This window comes from Vulcanisaeta sp. EB80, assembly GCF_002078205.2.
Genome location: NZ_LCWN02000002.1, coordinates 1 through 20,470 on the forward strand (window position 1 = coordinate 1; position 20,470 = coordinate 20,470).

17 protein-coding genes are annotated in these 20,470 nt (G+C 45.9%); 7 read left to right on the plus strand and 10 right to left on the minus strand.

Annotation, left to right across the window (positions count from 1 at the left end):
* The 5 genes from B7L70_RS00555 to B7L70_RS00575 form a co-directional block, all read right to left on the minus strand.
* On the minus strand, positions 1 to 3,046 hold a 3,046-nt coding region (locus B7L70_RS00555; RefSeq protein ID WP_081225957.1), incomplete at its 3' end, for an FAD-dependent oxidoreductase.
* Positions 3,047 to 3,050: 4 nt separating this feature from the next.
* Entirely contained in the window at positions 3,051 to 3,641 is a 591-nt protein-coding gene (locus B7L70_RS00560; RefSeq protein ID WP_081225958.1) for a 2-oxoacid:acceptor oxidoreductase family protein, read from the minus strand.
* 110 nt (positions 3,642 to 3,751) lie between these two features.
* Positions 3,752 to 4,588 carry a thiamine pyrophosphate-dependent enzyme gene (locus B7L70_RS00565; protein WP_081225959.1) on the minus strand — a complete coding sequence of 279 codons (837 nt, stop codon included), beginning with the start codon at positions 4,586 to 4,588 and terminating at the stop codon, positions 3,752 to 3,754.
* Positions 4,585 to 5,766 carry a 2-oxoacid:acceptor oxidoreductase subunit alpha gene (locus tag B7L70_RS00570; protein ID WP_081225960.1) on the minus strand — a complete coding sequence of 394 codons (1,182 nt, stop codon included), beginning with the start codon at positions 5,764 to 5,766 and terminating at the stop codon, positions 4,585 to 4,587. The genes B7L70_RS00565 and B7L70_RS00570 overlap by 4 nt, the downstream gene beginning before the upstream one ends.
* Complete coding sequence (locus B7L70_RS00575; protein ID WP_081225961.1) at positions 5,750 to 6,088, minus strand: ferredoxin family protein; 339 nt, start codon at positions 6,086 to 6,088, stop codon at positions 5,750 to 5,752. Before B7L70_RS00575 ends, B7L70_RS00570 begins: the two co-directional genes overlap by 17 nt.
* A gap of 194 nt (positions 6,089 to 6,282) precedes the next feature.
* Here B7L70_RS00575 and B7L70_RS00580 point away from each other — a divergent pair, with 194 nt between their 5' ends.
* Both B7L70_RS00580 and B7L70_RS00585 read left to right on the plus strand, forming a co-directional pair.
* Complete coding sequence (locus tag B7L70_RS00580; RefSeq protein WP_081226029.1) at positions 6,283 to 7,155, plus strand: serine protein kinase RIO; 873 nt, start codon at positions 6,283 to 6,285, stop codon at positions 7,153 to 7,155.
* Between the two features lie 56 nt (positions 7,156 to 7,211).
* A complete protein-coding gene (locus tag B7L70_RS00585) occupies positions 7,212 to 7,553 on the plus strand; it encodes a hypothetical protein (protein WP_081225962.1) in 342 nt (113 codons plus the stop codon).
* On the opposite strand, the gene B7L70_RS00590 is transcribed toward B7L70_RS00585, so the two are convergent.
* On the minus strand, positions 7,541 to 7,882 hold the full coding sequence (locus B7L70_RS00590) for a hypothetical protein (protein ID WP_081225963.1): 342 nt from the start codon (positions 7,880 to 7,882) through the stop codon (positions 7,541 to 7,543). The two genes, B7L70_RS00585 and B7L70_RS00590, sit on opposite strands and share 13 nt — an antisense overlap.
* Positions 7,883 to 7,932: 50 nt before the next feature.
* The gene (locus B7L70_RS00595; protein ID WP_081225964.1) at positions 7,933 to 8,475 is read right to left on the minus strand and encodes a hypothetical protein; all 543 of its coding nucleotides are present in this window, start codon (positions 8,473 to 8,475) and stop codon (positions 7,933 to 7,935) included.
* Positions 8,476 to 8,583: 108 nt separating this feature from the next.
* On the opposite strand from B7L70_RS00595, the gene rgy reads away from it, so the two are divergent.
* Positions 8,584 to 12,375 (plus strand): reverse gyrase, encoded by a 3,792-nt coding sequence (gene rgy / locus B7L70_RS00600; protein WP_081225965.1) that lies wholly within the window; start codon positions 8,584 to 8,586, stop codon positions 12,373 to 12,375.
* 3 nt (positions 12,376 to 12,378) lie between these two features.
* Here rgy and B7L70_RS00605 read toward each other — a convergent pair whose 3' ends face one another.
* The gene (locus tag B7L70_RS00605; RefSeq protein ID WP_238376013.1) at positions 12,379 to 15,024 is read right to left on the minus strand and encodes an adenosylcobalamin-dependent ribonucleoside-diphosphate reductase; all 2,646 of its coding nucleotides are present in this window, start codon (positions 15,022 to 15,024) and stop codon (positions 12,379 to 12,381) included.
* Between the two features lie 174 nt (positions 15,025 to 15,198).
* Between B7L70_RS00605 and B7L70_RS00610 the strand changes: the two genes are divergently transcribed.
* A complete protein-coding gene (locus B7L70_RS00610) occupies positions 15,199 to 15,396 on the plus strand; it encodes a DUF1922 domain-containing protein (protein WP_081225967.1) in 198 nt (65 codons plus the stop codon).
* Here B7L70_RS00610 and sixA read toward each other — a convergent pair.
* Positions 15,383 to 15,847 (minus strand): phosphohistidine phosphatase SixA, encoded by a 465-nt coding sequence (gene sixA / locus B7L70_RS00615; protein ID WP_369907326.1) that lies wholly within the window; start codon positions 15,845 to 15,847, stop codon positions 15,383 to 15,385. The genes B7L70_RS00610 and sixA overlap by 14 nt on opposite strands.
* A 48-nt stretch (positions 15,848 to 15,895) precedes the next feature.
* On the opposite strand from sixA, the gene B7L70_RS00620 reads away from it, so the two are divergent.
* The 3 genes from B7L70_RS00620 to B7L70_RS00630 all read left to right on the plus strand — a co-directional run bounded on the left by B7L70_RS00620 (position 15,896) and on the right by B7L70_RS00630 (position 18,706).
* Positions 15,896 to 16,315: a HEPN domain-containing protein gene (locus B7L70_RS00620; protein WP_162009058.1), complete on the plus strand. Its 420-nt coding sequence runs from the start codon at positions 15,896 to 15,898 to the stop codon at positions 16,313 to 16,315.
* Positions 16,278 to 16,631 (plus strand): nucleotidyltransferase domain-containing protein, encoded by a 354-nt coding sequence (locus tag B7L70_RS00625; protein ID WP_238376014.1) that lies wholly within the window; start codon positions 16,278 to 16,280, stop codon positions 16,629 to 16,631. Before B7L70_RS00620 ends, B7L70_RS00625 begins: the two co-directional genes overlap by 38 nt.
* 335 nt (positions 16,632 to 16,966) lie before the next feature.
* Entirely contained in the window at positions 16,967 to 18,706 is a 1,740-nt protein-coding gene (locus tag B7L70_RS00630; RefSeq protein ID WP_143701482.1) for a hypothetical protein, read from the plus strand.
* Positions 18,707 to 18,762: 56 nt separating this feature from the next.
* On the opposite strand, the gene B7L70_RS00635 is transcribed toward B7L70_RS00630, so the two are convergent.
* A complete protein-coding gene (locus tag B7L70_RS00635) occupies positions 18,763 to 20,454 on the minus strand; it encodes a hypothetical protein (RefSeq protein ID WP_238376015.1) in 1,692 nt (563 codons plus the stop codon).
* Between the last annotated feature and the right edge of the window lie 16 nt (positions 20,455 to 20,470).

The window sequence follows — 20,470 nt, forward strand, 5'->3', positions numbered from 1 at the left end:
GGTACTGCAACTTAAAGATGCCAGCATTATCAGCAGCCCAGTAGGAGCAGTAGGCACAAGTGAACATAACAACCTTCCCCTCAGCCCCCTCAGCCAAAGCAGCCTCAACCTGAGCCAAAATAGCGTCGTCACTTAAGGCATCCAGTGTTATGGCATCTTGAGGACACTCAGCAACACAAGCACCACATCCTTGGCAGGCGGCTGGTATGTGCTCTATCCATTTACCAGGAACACCCCTAATTGCATTGTATGGACAAGCCTTTATGCACAAACCACACTTCGTGCACTTAGACCAATCAAACTTCGGTATGAATGGCTCCTTTGTAACATATCCCTGAGCAAGCATCATAAGTGCCCTAGCCGCTGCTGCGTACCCTTCGGCAATGGCTTCACCAACATTCTTGGGACCTCTAGCAGCACCGGCAATGAATATGCCAGGGGTCATTGTATCGACTGGGCCGAGCTTCGGATGTGACTCCATAAGAAACCCCTCTTGATCTTTAGACAGTCTGAGTATCTTAGCTACCTCATCGGTATCCTCACTGGGTGTTAAGCCTATGTTAAGTACGATATTGTCAAAGGGAATCTCAACATCATCACCCAACTCGACATCCTTAACTATCAACTTACCCGAGTCCATCTTTATAGCCTCCGTCAATTCAGCCTTCCTGGGTATCCTTATGAAGAGAACACCGGCGTCCCTAGCCTTCTTGTATAAGTCCTCAACTTCAGGATCAACACCCATTATATCCCTATATATCAAAACCACATTCTTGCCCTGCTCCCTTAACTCCAATGCCTTACTGAGACCGACAGCGCAGCAGTACTTCGAGCATCCCCTACCGCCCGTCCTAGAGCCTACACAGTTAATTATGGCTACGTTCTTACCATCGATTGCCTTGCCATTCTCAAGATCAAGTGTTGTCAAGACCCTTGGGTCCTTGCCGTAATTGAACTCCGTCGGTATGTAAGGCTTAGCTCCTGTAGCGACTATTATCGCTCCAACATCAAGTTCCGTTCCATTACTAAGCACCACATGGAAGTTCCCAGTGAAACCACTAACATCCTTTATTGTTGTACCAAGCATGAACTTAACACCGACCTCCCTAGCCTCCTCAACTATTCTATCGAGCAACTTTCTAGCCTCAATACCCTCAGGCTCAAGCCTATTTAGACGCCTAAGCATGCCACCACACTCATCAGCCTTCTCAACAAGTATCGTCTCTATACCAGCGCCAGCAAGCCCCGTAGCTGCAGCGAGACCTGCTGGACCACAGCCAACCACCAAAGCTCTCTTGATGACTGGGAGCTTTATCGTACTTAATGGCACCATGTGGTGTACCTTGGCCACTGCCATCCTTATCATGTCCTTTGCCTTCTCCGTGGCGATCTTCCTATCTGAGTGAACCCAGGTGTCCAGGTTCCTAATGTTAGTCATTTCAACGAGGTATGGGTTAAGCCCAGCCCTCTTTGCTGAATCCTGGAAGAACCTTAGATGAGTGACTGGCGAGCACGATGCCACAACGACCCTGTTTAGCTTCTTTTCCTTAATGACTTGCGTTATCCTATCCAGTGATGATTTAGCACAGGCGAATTGTAGATCCTCGGCATGCACAACATCTGGCATTTGCTTAGCAGCCTCGACAAGCGCAGGTACATCAGCCACACCAGCTATGTTTGTACCACAATGGCATACAAATACGCCAACCCTTATTGGGTATGGTTCTATGGTTTCCTCGTACTTCTCCTCCTCAATAACACCGGGCGCTGCGTACCTAATAGATTGAATGGCGGCGGCAAGACCTGTAACCACGGACTCGGATATATCCCTAGGGCCACTTACTGAACCTGCCACGAATATACCAGGCCTCGTGGTTAATGTTGGGTTTGCAGGATCAGTCCTTACGAAACCTACCCTATTTAGAGATATGTTTAGTATCTTACTAAGTTTGCCCATATCACCTACGGGCTTTACTGACGGTGCTAGCACCACCATGTCATATTCATTAATCGTAACCTTCTTACCCCTAGTATCCTCAAACTTAACTACTATTTTTCCATTCTTTTCACCAAGAACCTCTGGTCTGCCCCATACAATGTTTATGCCCTCCTTGAGCGCCCTGTCATAAAAGCTCTCGAAGCCCTTACCATATGTTCTAACGTCGTTCATGTACATTATTGTTACGTTCTTAATCCCATGTAAGACCTTAGCGTATATACCCTGCTTAAGCAGGTAGGTGCAGCAGAATCCAGAGCAATAATCATTATACTTATTATTCCTAGAGCCGATGCAGGATATTAATAATATATTCTCAGGCTCCTCACCTGTGCTTGGCTTAACAATGACGCCACTTGATGGGCCCGATGCGTTCACGAGTCTCTCAAACTCAAGTGATGTGACAATATCCATGTGCCTACCATAACCGTACTCACCCAATATATCCCCCTTCTCAAGCTCAAAACCTGTTGATACTATCACAGCGGCAACATCACGCTCTATAACCTTAGGCATCATGTTGTATATAATGGCATTTCTATCACACGCCTTAAGACAGCGATCGCACGGGAAGTAGTTAGGTGGTTTATTAAGGCAGTGGTCTATGTCAATCACGTAAATACCAGGCTCAGCCTGTGGGAATGGTAGATAAATCGCCTTTCTAGCACCGATGCCTGCCTCAAACTCGCTGGGGACAACCACAGGGCACACATCCTCGCATTGACCGCACTTTGTGCAATCATCGGTCACGTACCTAGGCTTAACCAATATTCTAGCCCTATAATCGCCTGGTGATCCCGTTAGATCCATGAGTTCAGCGGGTGCCAGAAGCTCGATGTTTGGATGCCTAGCCACATCACTTATTAACGGTCCCTCGATGCATATGCTGCAGTCCAGTGTTGGGAATGTCTTGTCTAGCATCGCCATCTTGCCGCCAATCGCTGGCGACTTCTCAACAAGGGTCACCTTATAACCCATGTTTGCTAGGGCCAGGGCAGCCTCAATACCAGCAATACCACCACCAAGAACCAGGATCCTATTTGTTGGCATGCACTCACCCCATACCTTTCAGGTACTTCCTACCATAGTCGAGCCCTGCCTGGAATGCTTTGATGTTCATTTCTTGAACTGTTGTATCTAATTTACCGGCCCTCCTAGTCATGCCCCTTATTGCGTTTATTACAGATTCCTCCTTTATCAAAGGCTCAAGAGCAGACGTTATTACACCAACTAGAACCACGTTCATCATCAACCTTCTACCGGTAACGTTTTCGGCAATCTCGGTGGCAGGTACAGGTATTACTACGTAATCATTAGCATTAGGTATCACTGGCTTGTATATCGTACTCTCGTAAACGAAGATACCACCCTTACGAAGGCTCTTGAACTCTAAACTAAAGGCTTGTTGTGTCGTTGCTAAAAATACGTCGGCCTCATCAATTAATGGATAATCAACCATCTCCTTAGCAATAATAACATCAGCCCTAGACCAACCACCCCTCTGCTCTGGGCTATATGTAATCGTTAGAATCGAATCAAGACCTTGCATGGCGGCCGCCATGCCAAGAAGTCTACCGGCAAAAACGATGCCGTGACCGCCGAGACCCATCAATCTAATCCGTACCTGATCTAGCGACTGTTGCATATTATTCTATTGATAAATAATTAAGGAATCTTATAAATTTTATTCTAATTTGACAAAAATTATTTTAAATTATACGAATAATTAAGAAAAATATTCAAATCTTACGATAATTATCCATACGATACTGGTCTCTCTCTTTTAGCAAAATTTCCTAGGACTATCTTCTTCATGCTAAAATCAATGTCTATATCAGCAAGATTGGCGTTATGATCGATAGTTGACCTCTCCTTAATTACCTTCATTAAATCAACAGCATCACCCATTGCATTTCTGTCGGTATATATTATGCACGGTGATAGTACCTCAATTACCGCAAACCCCTTAACCCTAAACATCTCAAGTAATGATTGATAAAGTTCGTTTTGGTGAAGAACACTCCACCTGGCCACGTACGAGGCACCAGCCGCATACGCCAGGAGTGGTACGTTGAATGGATTTTCGAAATGCCCATAGGGTGATGTTGTCGTCTTCGCACCCTTTGGTGTTGTTGGGCTGTACTGCCCACCGGTCATTCCGTATATGAAGTTGTTGACTATTATTACGTTGATGTCATCATTCCTCCTGGCTGCGTGTATGAAGTGATTACCGCCAATTGCTAGTATGTCACCATCACCACCAACGACCGTAACCTCCAACTCCGGATTGGCCATTTTAAGCCCCACCGCGAATGGTATTGCCCTGCCGTGAGTTACGTGGTAAGCATCAAGTCTTAGGTATCCTCCTATCCTACCCGTGCATCCTATGCCTGTTACGATCACGTGCTTCTCGATGGGTATTCCGGAATTCTTAATGGCTCTAGCCAATAACTTCAGGAGTATGCCTAACCCACACCCAGGACACCAAATGTGGGGTAGCCTATCAATCCTTATTAGGTCCTTAATGTCCTCATAAGCCTTGGGAAGCTCAACCTTAATTCCCGTGGTTGCTACCTCCACCTCCGTGCTCATCCTTCGATCACCTTCTTCACATTACTTATTACATAATCCGGGTCAGGAATATAACCGGGAGCATATGGAATATGCTCCACGGGGACGCCCCTTGAAAACTCCCTAACTACGTGATACATCTTGCCCATATTAACCTCAACAGTTATGAACTTCTGAACACCTCTAGACGCCAAGTTTTCCACAACCCAGCCAGGGAATGGCCACGCAGTCTTTGGCCTAAGTAGTCCAACCCTATATCCCTGGGTCCTCAAAACCTTAATTGCCCTCCTGACAGAACCTGATGTTGATCCATACGACACAATCACGTATTCGGCATCATCAAGCAAGTACTCCTCCCACTCAGCAATCTTCTTCTCATTCTCCCTAATCTTCCTGACGAGCCTCATGACGAGCTTAAATGAGGCATCTTTATCAGTCGTTGGATAACCCTTATCAGTATGAGTTAAGGATTCATTATTGACCCTATAACCTGTGCCAGCAATCGCCATTGGAGGAACTAGATATTTACTATCATAAGGTAGGTATTGATCTGGTGGTACCGTGGGTTTGGGCCTTTCTACTATCTCAATCTCGTCGAATTCAGGAACTCTAACCTTACCGTACATGTGACCAACTAATTGATCAGACAGTACCACAGCCACAACCCTATATTTTTCAGCGGTGTTGAAGGCCTTTATTGTGAAATCAAACGCCTCCTGGGGATTCGCCGGTAGATAGGCAACTATTTCGTAATCGCCATGAGATCCGTACTTAGCCTGTAAGATATCTCCCTGTCCTAATAACGTTGGGATTCCCGTAGATGGGCCGGCTCTCATTACGTCAACTATAACGGCCGGTATCTCGAGCATCGAGCCCAATCCAATGTTCTCCTGCATTAGGGAGAAGCCTGGGCCACTGGTTGCTGTCATGGACTTAACGCCTGCCGCTGATGCACCTAGCACGGCGGCTATGCTTGCTATCTCATCCTCCATCTGTATGAATTTACCACCAACCTGAGGTAATCTATATGACATGTACTCAGCAATTTCGTTAGATGGTGTTATTGGGTAGCCAGCATAGAATCTACAACCTGCTGTTACAGCACCCTCCGCAGTAGCTGTATTGCCATCCAGGAAATGAATCCCAGGCTTTAGAAGCTTATCCAGGTCTTTTTTGTAGAGCTCAGCCACCGTGGGCATGCCTACTCACCCCGTAATACTTATCGTATGTTATGTACTCCTCCGAAATAATCGTGATTGCGAACTCGGGGCATATTTTCTCGCACATCCTGCACGCAACACAATCAAGCTCCTTACCAGGCTTAACCACTGGGTAATGGTATCCCTTGAAGTTCACATCCTTCGACTCCTCGAGGACGTTGTTTGGACAGAACTCGATACAGAATTTGCAGTCCTTACATAGGTCTGGGTTAACGAGAATTTTACCAACTGGTCGCTTCATCTTGTGTAAATTAACGAGCCTACGCATGGACCAGGTCTCGTCTTGCTGAATTAGAGCCATATTGGTTGATTATTTTTCATTAGAAATGTTTTTAAATCTTTTTTCTTCTTCGGTCGTATAATTCCTATTGGCTTTATTTTCTTATATGCATTTTTATTCATTGTTATATAAATATTCATTAGAATATTTACCATGAGTATTAGTAAAATGAGAAGACTTAGGGTTTAAAATGCAAGCTATGTTTATTGAGGATGGTGGGTTTCTCTAGAGATATTGACGAGATACTGAGGAGGAGAGTCGAGAGTAGGCGGTTTAGGATTAAGGATATTGATCAATTAAAGACTGTTGATGATGTCTTCAACCAATACACAATAGATGCATTGAGGGAGCTTATGAATGAGGGTTTCGTTGATGAGGTTTACGGGCCTGTGGCGCAGGGTAAGGAGGCAAAGGTCATATGGGCTAAGTCGAAGGATGGTTGGGATATCGCCCTAAAGATATTCTACACAACCACAGCCCAATTCATAAGGAGTAGGTATAAGTACTTACTTGGTGATCCTAGGTTCACCGGAGTTAAGATAACAAATACGAGGAAGTTAATCGAGTATTGGTGCAGGAAGGAGTACAGCAACTTAAAGGATGCCTATGATGCAGGCGTTAGGGTTCCTAAGCCCATAACCTTCAACAAGAATATACTCGTTATGGAGTTCATAAGCTACATGGGGTATAGCGGTATACCGGCGCCGTTGATTAAGGATTCACCGCCAGAGGATCCGGAGGAGACGTATCTAACAATAATTAAATATATAGAGCGGGCATTCATAGTTGGTAAGATAATACATGCAGACCTGAGCGAATTCAACATTGTTAATACCGGCAATGAGTTGGTTATAATCGATTGGGGCAGTGCGGTTAAGTCAAACCATCCAAACGCCATGGAGTTCCTACTTAGGGATATAGGGAATATTAACAGATACTTCAGCAAGGAATTCGGCATTGAGGTACTTGATAGTAAGGCATTACTGAATGCGTTAATGCGCAGGTACCTAAATAGTGGCGGTGCCAACGTTGATAGTGATGGTTGGTTAATCATAAATGGTAAGAGAATCATTGACGAAATTGGCTGAGCATGGTAATATTTAGGCAGTAAATTAATATAACTGCGAATCAGTAATTCATTAGAATGCCGTTATCAACACCGCCCGAGCCTAGGGACATTAAAGAGAGGATACTAAAACGAAAAAGTGCGTGTAGCGGTTCCGGTTGTGACGCGTTTGCTGTATGGTTTGGCAATGAGGTGGCAAAGTACCTATGGAACCACTGGGGTAGGGAGTTAAGTAGGTCTGGAATTAATTGGCAAAAGTTCTTGGCAATACTCGGTAATCACACACAGGAGTTAATTGACTGGGCAATAAGAGGGACCCTTAGCTGGGATGAATTACTTAAGATAATACTCGGTGACACGTCAATTGGTGCAACTTCAACGGAGAGGAGGGGTGGCGGTATTCTCAATTACTTGGGTTGATTCATTTGCACCCCCTGTGTGCGCGGTCTTTGCATCATTAATGAACCACTTATTATTTCTATTAATGCGCATATCTCCCTGCAGACGCTGGATGGTTCCATGTTTGGGTATAGGTATTCAATAATCATTATTGGGGTTGCGTGGGTGCTAACCCAAAACTCTGCGAAAAGTCCACCACCTTTATCCACAAGGTGTACCTCCATGTTGTTGTTATCGCCAAACCTAATCATGTACCTGGATCCATCGATAAATGATTGCCTCTCCACAGAGGTTGCATTACAGGTCCTAAGCAATAAATCAGCAACCAAACCAGCAATTCGTGCACCCATTGGTTTAATTACTCAATGATTGGCTTTTAAAGCCATGCGTTTTGCAATCATTACCTAACTATTATGGTGCTATCATCATCCTCATGATGATCACGCATAAACGCCATCATGAAGAACCTATATAGTGACGACAATTTATTATTGAGTAAATCCTCGGTTAACTGCCAGGACATGGTTAGTAAACCAGCATCATAAAGAGCAAGGCCAAAACCGAGGTAGTGATCACCAACGAGTTGATAGTCCGTGAGGACCAACCCCAATCCCGCGTAATGCACCACGGATATGTACGTGAAGTACACAAGAGCCATCATGAAGAATACGATGTATGTGATCATCAAAGCCCTGGCCTTAGACGACATATTCCCAAAACCACCCCTTATTTGCTTAATCATTGTTATTGACGATATGACGAGCATGGAGAGCATGAACATGAATACCGGTGTTACTATCAATACCGTCAGATCAGCAACACCATATAGCCATAACTCAGTTAATACATAATCAACAGATACAGCCATAGCTAGGGCTGAGATCAAGGACATTACGTATACATATTTAACATAATCCTGTATACCACCCGTATTTACCGACATACTACTCAAGCAATACCTCTGTATTATCAATATTTAACCCTAACAATCAGGAAACCCCGAGAGGCAATGAATATTTATTAAGGGGCTTTCCACAATATGATTCGATAAATGGAGAAACAACCATTAGTAGTATATAGGAGAGCCTGCCCAAACTGCGGGGGAGACATAACCTCGGATAGGTTGGGTTCTGGGTTACCATGCCATAAATGCTTACCTGAAACCCCAAGGAAGGTCTCGGGCGTTCTCGAGGTCCTAAACACCCTCGAAAAGCTGGGTACACTTAATAGGCTTAAGGCGTTATCGAATTTACTTAATGAGTATGAGGATTTCGCAAAGATGTTTAAGGACATTGTTGGTACAAACATGTGGGGCGCCCAGAGACTGTGGGCTAGGAGGATTATTAAGGGCAAGAGCTTCGCAATAGTTGCACCGACCGGCAGTGGTAAAACCACATTCGGCATTGTTGCCTCAATATACGTTGCAACGAGGAGAAAAGGGAAAGTTCTAATTGTTGTACCAACATCAACATTAGCATACGATGTTTCCAGGAGATTAACCGAGTACGTGGGCAAAATCCATGTCGGCGTTAGGGTCGTCCACGCATCCTCAATACTGAATAAGCAGGAGTTGGTAGACGCGATGAAGGCTATTGAGGATGGTGATTTCGACGTATTAATAGTAACCAACGCCTTCCTGTCAAGGCACATGGACCTTCTTAGGAGGTACAAGTTCTCGTTGATTTTCGTTGATGATGTTGATAGTGTGTTGAAGGCATCGAGTAAGAACATCGATAGGTTATTAATACTGCTTGGCATTGATGAGGATACAATACGTAAGGCATTGACTGTTGTTGATCTAATGAAAAGATTGAGGAAGGCGATTAGGTTTAGAGCCAGTGAGGAGGAGATCGATAAGCTCAGGGAGGAGATTAAGAAGCTGAGTAATGAATTGAGTAATTACGTGAAAAATAATAATATAGGCATTCTAATAGCCTCGGGCGCATTAACAAGAATGAGGAGAACCGCTAGGTTATTCCTGTTCAGGGAGTTCCTTGGGTTCGAGACCGGCGGTAGGGCAGAGGGGCTTAGGAATGTGGTTGATGTGTATGCGAAGCCTGAGGGATCCCTTATTGACTATGCGGTTCAAATAGTGAAGAGACTTGGTGGTGGAGGTATCGTATATGTACCACCTGATCTAAAGGATCTTGTTAATGAGTTAAATGATAAATTGACCGAAATCGGTGTAAAATCTGCAACGTACTTAAAACCAAGCAAATCCGTGCTAAATGATTTCGTTGAGGGTAAGCTAGACGTATTGATAGGACTTGCAACTTCAAGATCATCCCTAGTTAGAGGCATTGATTTGCCCCAAAGGATAGCCTACGTGGTCTTCGTTGGTGTACCACGCATGCGGTTTAAGGTTAAGTTAGAGGAGTTCACACCCACTAGGTACTTAGTGTTCCTCTTTAACATCAGAAATATCGTACCGCAATACCTCAGGAATGATATCGATAGGGTAATCGTCAGATTAAGAAACTTAACAGCGCTCAACCAGGGGCAAGTGAACAACATCCTGAGGGCAATCGAGGAGGGAAGGGAGTTGAGTGGTTTCGATAAATATGCCGCTGACGTAATAAAAGATGCTGTTGATTTAGTTAACAAATTATTGAAAGATTCAAACATTAGAAAGGCAATTGAGGAGTCGGGCGAAGTTGGTCTTGAGTACATTAATGGTGATTTGTACGTCGTAGTTCCTGACGTAACCACGTACATACAGGGCAGTGGTAGGACGTCTAGGCTGTACGTTGGTGGCGTATCGTTGGGATTGTCGATACTTCTCGTTGATAATGATAAGGTGTTTAATGGCTTGATTAGGAACCTTAGGTATAGACTTGAGGATGTAAGGCTACAGAACATTAATGAGGTGAATTTAGACAATGTAATGAGTAAGATCAGAAGCGAGAGGGAGTTGATAAGGAATATAATGTTGGGTAAGATTCCCAACCAGTTCCTAGAAAGAGACCCATTGAGAACAGCCTTGGTCATTGTTGAATCACCAACTAAAGCGAGAACTATAGCAAGCTTCTTCGGCATACCAACAAGAAGGGAGGTAGGGCCATTGATTATTTACGAAGCCACATTAGGCAACCTCTACATATTGATAACAGCAACGAAAGGCCATATGTGGGATCTGGTGCCGGCTGCACCAATGGATATCAAGGATTACCTATCAGCTCTGAAGTTAGGTAAGGTTCTTGATTACTATGGGGTGTTGAAGGCTGGTAATAGCTTCATTCCAATTTATGGAACAATAAAGAGGTGTCCTGTCGGTGGTGAGACGTATACAGAAGATGTTGATTACTGTAGAATACATAATGCAAAGTTGATTGATGCGATGGACATAGTGAGTGCAATAAGGGACATAGCCACGGAGGTTGATCAAGTAATGATCGGCACAGACCCTGACTCGGAGGGTGAGAAGATCGCTTGGGATGTGTACATGATGCTCAGACCCTACGTGAGTAGTATCTCCAGGATCGAGTTTCACGAGGTTACTAAGAAGGCAATCATGGATGCCGTAGCAAATCCCAGGGTCATAAGCCTGAGCATGGTTGGTGCACAATTAGTTAGGAGAATTGAAGATAGGTGGATAGGCTTTGGCCTTAGCCAGAAGGTTCAGGAGAAGTTCAATAGAAAGGTGCTATCTGCCGGTAGGGTTCAAACGCCAGTCCTTGGTTGGATCATAGAGAGGTATGATGAAAGTAGGAGGGATAAGGTGTACGCAGTAACGTTATCGCTGAAGAATAGTGTAAGGATTAGGTTAAGCATACCACCCGATAAGGAAGGTTTGGTAAAGGCTCTGAGGGCGCTTCATAATAATAAATCCACGGATGCCGTGATTAAGGTACGGGTGAGTAAGATTGAGGAAAGAGAGGAGGAATTGAATCCATTACCTCCATACACTACGGATGCCTTATTGAGAGATTCAGCCAATATACTTGGCTTGAGCGTGGAGCAAACCATGGCTATAGCACAGGAGCTCTTTGAGTCCGGCCTAATCACATACCATAGAACCGATAGTACTAGGGTTTCCACAACAGGAATAGGCGTAGCTAAGGAGTACATTAGTGAGAAGATTGGTGATAAGTACTTCGTTGGTAGATCATGGGGTGGTAAGGAACTTGGTGCCCATGAGTGCATAAGGCCAACAAGGCCCATAGATTCTGATGACTTAAGGAACCTACTAAACACAGGGCTTCTCCAGCTTGCAATTAGGATTACATCAAACCACTTAAGAGTTTATGACTTAGTATTTAGGAGATTCATGGCAAGCCAGATGAAGAGTGCTAAGGTTATGAAGGAGAAAATGAGAATAGGTGTTTACCTAAATGGTGAGGAAGTGCATGCTGAGGAGGTAGAGAGGGTGGCTAAGATCCTGGAGCCTGGGTTCACCAAGGTATGGAGTTACCTAGAGGGTAGGGAGTACCAGGAGCTTGCTCCTGGTGAGTATGATGTAGCCAGTGTGGATTATATAAAGAAGGTAAGTAGGATACAACCGCTTAGGGAGGGTGATATAATAGCTATGATGAGGGATAGGGGTATAGGTAGACCAAGCACTTATGCCAAGATCGTTGATGTGATACTCAAGAGGCGTTATGCCCTAGTTGTTGGTAGGAGGTCGAGGTTTGTGGTTCCCACAAACCTTGGACGCCAAGTCTATAAGTACTTAACCGAAGAAAATGAGGAGTTTAAGGATTTGGTTAGTGAGGAGAGAACTAGGATCGTTGAGAAGCATATGGATGATGTGGAAGTTGGCGAAAGGGATTACACAGATGTTCTTATTGAGCTATTTAATGAAGCCGCGGGAAAGGGAATATTGAGGGAGAATGTTGTTGAGTAAAAATTAGCCACAGGAGCCCGTCTTGCAATACGGATCGTCAGTCTCACCAAGCTCCTCTACCATCTCCTCCTCTATTGATTTACCACCGTCGCCCTTAATCCTGACAAGCTTGTCCTTAAGTGATGATAATGATGTATAGCTAACCTTAGCCTCAACCTTGGGCTTAACCTCCCTAACCTCAACAGCGGGTTTTGCCTCGCTCCCCTTAACGCCAGTGTATATTACCTGGACAGACTTACTCCTGTCCCTATACACCGTTATGCCAAAGGCGCCCAACAACCAGGCAAGTCTATAGGCTTGCTCCACGTCATCAATAGGTGTCTCGCTGGGCATGTTGATCGTCTTACTAACACCCGAGTCATTCCACCTAGCCCAGGTTACCTGCATATACACATGCCACTTCCAATGAATCTCATGGGCAGTACGTAACAATTCAGCAAGTGGATGATTCCTAGGTAATATTCCATACTCCTCAACGAACTTCCTTGTACTCTCATCAAGCGTTTTTGTACCCATTAAAAGCTTCAATGCGGTGTAATTGTACTCGATGAGCTTACCTATCGTTAAATTCCTAATGTAGGCTATGGCAAATAGAGGCTCAATACTCGAATTAACACCAGCAATTAAGCTCCTTGAACCTTCAGGGGCTATACTCATTATTGATCCGTTCCTTATACCTATGGTACTAGCATCAATAGACAACTCCTCATCCAAGGCCCTATAACCCTTGAGGACTGCCGTAGCGCCATCAATTATGGATTTAACCCTGGCATCATCATAACCAACCTTGAGAATCTCCAGGTATTCGTCAACGGCTTCCTTATCAAATGCACTCGAGAACTTATCAAGCCTCTCACGATGTTTCGTCCAGGGTAGCACACCCTCAGCCCAATCACTGTGCTTATAGGCGGGGTAAGTACCCTTCTCCCTGGCTAAGTCGATACTTGACCTAACCGCAATTCTAGCTATAAAACTTGCCAACGTATCAGAAACAGCTAGGGCCTGTGGCGAGTCATACCTGAGGCCTAGGGCTATTAATGTGTCTGCTAATCCATTAGCACCGAGACCAATCCTCCTTGTTTCGAGAACCCTCTTTCTCAATCTCTCGTGTGGTAGCTTATTGACGTCTATAACGTCGTCGAGGAACCTAACGGCTAATTGCGTATCCCTAGCCAATTCCTCCCACTCAATCTTGCCATCCTTAACATACTTAACCAGGTTTATACTACCTAAGTTGCAACTCTCGAAGTCGTACAACGACTCCTCTGAACATGGATTCGTCGCGTTTATTACCTCACCAGGTAGCTTCTCATTATTAATGAAGTTTGCCAAGTCCCTATTCCAAAGCCCTGGATCGCCGCTGTCCCAAGCCGACTTAACGATCTTGTCCCACAACTCCTTAGCATTGATCCTCCTCCAAATCCTTATCCTACCTGCCTTAATTTGCTCGACGCATGATTCATAGCATTTAGCGAATTCCTCACCCCACGTCTTGTATAGGCATGGGCACTCCCTCGGGTTTATTAAATAAATGTCCTCACCCTTAAGTGCCTTCTGCATGAAGTAATCATCTATGGTGACACTTATGTTGAAGTTCTGTAATTGCATGTCTTTCTGCTCACCGCTCTTCGACGTGATGAACTTCTCAATGTCTGGATGCCACCAAAACAGCATACCCATTTGAGCGCCGCGCCTCTTACCACCCTGCTTTATTGTATCAACCAACGTATCGAATAACTTCATGAAACTCAACGGACCCGAGGCTATGCCCGTGGTTGACCTAACAATATCACCCTCTGGTCTCAACTTACCGAAGTTATAACCAACACCACCACCGCTCTGGAAAATGAGGGCTGCAAGCCTTAGTGCGTCCATTATGCCGAAGTTACACTCAGTGTCATCCCTATTCGTATCACTCTCCCTAGATAGGCAATCATCGACAGGTACAACAAAGCATGCGGAAAGTTGGCCAAGCCTTGTCATTGCATTATAGAGTGTTGGTGAGTTGGGCATGAACTTGAGCTGGCTCATTAAGTCGTAGTATCTCCTAGCCCACGTTATTGGGTCACCACCATACCTAAGCTCCGCATATGCCACACCCATGGCAGTCCTCATCCATAGGTACTGCGGTGCTTCGAAAAATGAACCATCAAGCCTCTTAAGCAAGTACCTGCTCATTAGCGTCCTAACGCCGTTGTATGTTAGTAGGAGGTCCCTATTTGGATCGAGGTATTTAGCCAACTCATCAATGTGCTGACTAAACCAACTAGCCATCTCCGAATCCCAAATCCTCAACTCGAGCCCCGTCTTGAACCACCTGACGAAGCCATCTCTATAGGCATCCTCAAACCTAACCCTGCCCTCGTTGATTGCCCTAACAACATCCTTACCCCAAACCTGCTTATACACGCTCCATATTAGGTAGTTCCTGGCTGCGTCATGCCACTTCAAATCCTCGGTAACCAGGTTTAGCATTAGTAATTGAACCTTATCCGACAACTCGCTACTCGTCACGGTACCCTTAATATCAAGACTCCTCACTATTAGGTCAGGATCTGGTGCACCTGCACGCTTTAGTGATTCAAGTAACTTATTTACTATGAAGTCCTCAACCGTACCATTCCTCTTTAAAACGCCTATCCCAACCACCCTCTCAACTTCTTCAGTACCTAATTGCACACCTGGAAATATAAATTACTTTTATTAGGGAGCAGCGGACAAAATAAGTTAAAACGATCAGATGCGAAGGGAATATATATTGCCGCCGTTCAGGGCACGGCATTATAATGATTAAATATGGCTCAGCGTTAGTAAAACATAACCATGTACCTGGTGGTTTCATGCCCAAAATGCGGGAACTACTCTGTGGTTAGGGATAATGTGAAAACGCACCAGTGTCCATACTGCGGCTACGTAATGCGTATTGAGGAGGCAATAATAATCGCCAGGGCAAAGAATGGTAGGGAGGCTAGGGAGATAATTTTGAAGCTAAAGACATCCAGGGAACTCAGGAGGGTCTAAATTGCACTAGACCTGGTGTTATGAACCATGAAATGACCCAACCCTCGTTAGTGCGCGTGAGTTTGAGAACGCTCGAGTACCTAAACTCGACAATCCTAATGTTCGGATTACCCATAACTAATAATGAGGTTAAACGGCTGAGGTGCGGTAGGTGACCAACAATCATTAAGTCGCTCGTTAACTCATTTATCCTCTGGGCCCAAATGGTGGGATCATCATTGGGATTAAGACCATCGGCGACCTCAACATTAGCGACACCAAGGTATTTTGCGAATATTTCAGCGGTTTGCCTAGCCCTGGTCTTCCCGCTATGCACTATTTTAGGTACTGAAATCCCGAGACCCGCCAGGTAATTAGCAACCAACTCACTCTCCCTAATACCATCAGGCGTCAACCTCCTCTCAGGATCTACGCTCTCATCGAACGCCTTACCATGTTGAACAAGGTACACTGAAACCACAACCACTTACTTATTAACTACTTTATTATTTTACTACCCGTGCAGGACGCCATCAGGCGTGAAGTCCTGAACTGGATTAAGGAGGCCAATTACGATCTGGTGAGGGCTAGGCGAAGCCTATCGGAGGGCGATTACGCATTGAGCGTCTTCATGTCGCAGCAAGCCATCGAGAAGGCATTTAAGGCATTAGTTATAGCGTTAAAAAGAAGGAGTCCCCCTAGGACCCACGACCTCGTAACCCTATTCCAGGAGATTCATGAGCTAATAACACTGCCTACGGAGGTAATCGACAGGCTGCCCGAGATCTCTCAGTACTATGTATCCGCTAGGTATCCCAACGCCGGGTTGGAGGTGCCATCTGAAAGGATTAATAAGGCTCAGGCTGTTAGGGCACTTGAGGCTGCGGAGGTGGTGATCGCAATTGCGAACAAGACACTTGGAGTTACCCAGTCAAATTAGGGATGCGCTTAAGCAATTCCTAAATAGCGTTAGGAAGGAGTTGGGACCTGGGACGAGGGTTTACTTGTTCGGTAGCTTCGCTAGGGGTGATTGGTTGTTGGATAGTGACCTGGATTTAATAGTCGTGTCATCCAGGTTTAAGGACATGCCCTGGCACGAACGCTATCCACTGCTTAGGAGGATGATCTCGCCGGACATACCCACGGATATACTGGCGTACACGCCCGAGGAGTTCGAGGAGGTAAGAAGGAGGAGTGTGATTATAATGGATGCCGAGAGTTATTGGGTAGAATTAACGGAAGAGGCCCTGACGTGATATGGTGCGGCTGAGATTTGGGCTTAGATTTTCTTGCGGTGGTTGTGTTCCTTGTTGGTCCTCATGTTAATACTATTTTCGGTAGTTTCTCGATGGTTTCCTGTTTTAGGTGGTGTTGTATTATCCCAATGAACCCTATGCTTAGCCCAGGACCAAGACACAGGGAAAAAGAGACGGGGAAAAATAAAAGCCTAAAACAAACCGGAATTCAACCCCACTCGGTTCAACTCTAGTGAATAGGCGAAGTAAAAAAAAGCCCCATAGGGAAGTAGTTTTGATGGTTCCCAAAACCTCAATGGGGGGGTGGATTCCATATTGGTGGTGCGAAACTGCTTTTGCTCATCGCTGTTGTGGTTGTCCTAGTCCTAGTGTCTATCACGGCATACCCCCTCAACCTATTGACCCCGGGCTTTGTTATTGAGACCTACGTGAATGGTAAGCCAGTCAATGCCTTTATCCAGGTCTTCGCCGTGTTACCACCTGGCGGTAATGCCTCGCTTGTTGAGGTTTGGAATGGCACAGCATTTAACGGTGTGGCTAGGGTTCCAATAACAGCACTCGCCAAGATAGCCAAGGAGTGGGTTATTGAGGGTTATGGTGGTGAGGGTGTTGGTGTTGAGGTGGTGGCCACGTACGTGAATAAGTCCACGGTTTACTACAACATGTGGTTCACAACATACCAACCAGACCAACTACTAAACACAATAAACAACCCACTAATCAGCGCCGCAAGGCTGAACTACAAGACAATACAATTGAACCTAGACCTAAAGACAGAGCTAGGCACCGGGCTTGGTGCAGGCACACCGCAGATACCAACACCACCAGCCCCACCGGGTTGCTGGTGGAACGTCCTCTGGTCATGGCCGACACCGCAAGAAATGATACCAGTGGCTTGGGTCTTCGATAAAGCGCCGAACTACCTAGGCGGCTATCTCGGCGCCTACTCTTCACAGCAGACATCGGCAACGGTGTACTTCTACGCATCAGCAGGCATAACCCAGGGTGGCTCGGCAGGAATAACGTACAGGTTCATAGGGACCTCGGCTCAGGTAAGCACAACCTACTGGACGGGACTTGGTTTCGGGCTTAAGCAGCCCAGTGGTGGCTTCATCTACCACCTAGGCACGCTTGGGATAGCCGAACTACAACTGGTCTGTATCACAGGGTCCACTAATCAATATGTGTATGAGGCGTACGTAGCTTCAATAGCGAACAATGGGCAACTATACTACTCAACCAACATGTCCTACATAGGCAACCTAACGACCCTCTATAGTAAGTACACTGGAACCAACCTGCAATACGTACCATTCGACGAGATATACGTAGGTGGTGGCAGCGCATATAGCTACTGGTTTAGTTCTATACGGACCTACAGTAGTCCCTTCGGCATGGTTGGGGCGATACCCATAGGGTCGATCATCGCCTACGCAGCCAAGGCCGCTAGTAAGGCGCTCAGCGTATCTGGGTTTATACTAGCCAACTTGGTCGCCGGCCTCCAGGTATCCACAACGCAGGTAAGCATAATCGAGGTAATTGTTAATTTTGCTTCTTCGTATCCTGCTTATGGCGATTTGTTGGTCGTCGCCTTGCCCGTGACGTATTCCCAATCCGCGAAGAATTACTATTACTACCCATACATACTTGGCTTCAACGTGACGAGCCTCGGTCGTTATTCGAGTGGTACTTCTATGTATGTTGATGGGCCTGGCGTTGTCTATAACCCATGTGTGTACGTTTTTAACTCCTATAACTGGACTGTCTACGTCTATATTGGGAATAGCCCATTGCTTGTGCCTGGTGGTTCCGTCACGGCAATGCTCTACGACCCGAGTGGTAAACTGGTCTGGAGTGGGACGTTTAGTGTGCCAACGAGCTTCGATGGCTCACCACCGCACGGGCCAGCGGTGGTCAGTGTCCCATGGACTGTGTTTAACTACGGAGTACCATACAACACTTACACCATGGTGATCACGTACAACGGCTACACAACGAAGTACGGCTCAATAAGTTATGGAACATCAACAACGAAGTTCACAATATATGCAGAATACCAATCATGCAGCCCCTAGGCGGTCAATATTAACTTGAGGACTATATGGGATGCTGAATAGGCGTAGGAGCTAATTTAACCAATCCATGTGACTTTGCCGTACTTGCATGTGTATGTTGTTGGGTTTCCGTAGTAGTTCGTGGCGTTCAGTATGAAGCCGAACGTGGGCAAGCCGTAGACTGCCGTGGCGTCGATTACGGAGATGTAGAGGTTTGTGCCGGTTGTGACGCCGCTAATTTCAAGCGTGGTCTGCGTTACTGATGATGAGGTTTGTGGCGGTATGAGTAGGCCGGCGATGTCGAATATTGCCGAACCAACCTGGTTCAGGAACTCGATAAGCGGCGTCGCCCCTCCCTCCGTCATCGCCTCCGCCGCCGCATCTACCAAGATATCGAACGCCAAACCACCCAACTCAGTGCCAATCTCAGCCGTACTCAAGCTATAGGCTGTTTCAACACCGCCAAGCGTTATGGTATAATACGTTCCTGACACCCCTGTATTTGCATTAACTGGCCCTTTGCATTGGTAGAGGTACTCCTGACCCGTTGATGTGTATATGAATGCTGCGTAGTCAACGACTGTTGAGGTATTCAACGCCGGGTATCCGAAGTACTGCTGGCTTAGTGCTGTTGCGCCGTTGTAGAGCATGCTTATCGTCCCATTGCCATAGTCAAATGCTGGGTTGACGTTAGTATCGTATGGTGGTACGTAGAGCACCTCAGAAACAGTCGTAGTACCCACTTGATAATAATTACCCGAATAAGTATCCACATAATATACCTCATAATTAACAATGCCCCATGTGGCACCCCCATAGTACCAATACACAGAACCGGGCTGCGTCACCCGAGAACCAAGTTGTACTGCATTCTCAAAAGCAAGAGCCCAGTTCTCTGGCGCACTGTATGATGTACCTATATTGCCGTAGTTTGTCGCCATTGCGTCCCAGTTCATCGTTCCCGAGAAGTCTATGGCAAGCTGGAACTGTAGCCCTTGGTCGTTTTGTATTACGCCGTTGCTCCACGTAGCCCATGCGATTGGTAGTGATCCGTTGATCCCGATGCAGTCGCTCGTTGGTTGGTACATGGTCGAATCACTGGAGTATGTTGGTGGTTGTGGTCCGCTTAGGCTGCAGTTGTAGATCGTGTAACCGTTGTATGTCCCGAAGACCTGTGGGTCCGTGACCGTGCTGTTTAGCTTTACTGGAACTACCTTGTTTGGTCTTAGCTCGTTGACGTTTATGAAGGCGTTGACGAGTATGTACCTCGGGCTTGTTGGTTGTGTTGTTCCACCAATAGCCCAACCAACGTTGTATGGGACTAGTAAGGGCACAATCCATGACTCATTACCCTTTACGTAGGTTATGAATATGAGCATTGATGTTTCATAATCACTGAATGGTATGCCCAACGAAGCCCACTTGCCAAGTACATACTGCCAGTTCGAGTCATTGAACGGCACAATCAGGATTGATGAGTAACCCATGGCAACATGGACAATGCCGTTCGGTGCATTGGCGTATACATCAATGAATGCATCCACGGGCTCAACAACCGAACCATTGATGAGGAAAACCCTAACCAACAAACCAGGAGGAACACCAGGCACAGGCTGCGATGCGTAATAACCAACCCCACCAAGAGAACCAATGCGAGAATAGGCAATAAGCGATGGCGAGGCACCAACACCACCGGCAACCAAAACAACCACTGAGGCTATCGCCAGGGCGAGGACAACCATTACAAGCAAGGCCCTAGATCTAGGCACAAACCACATACAAGGA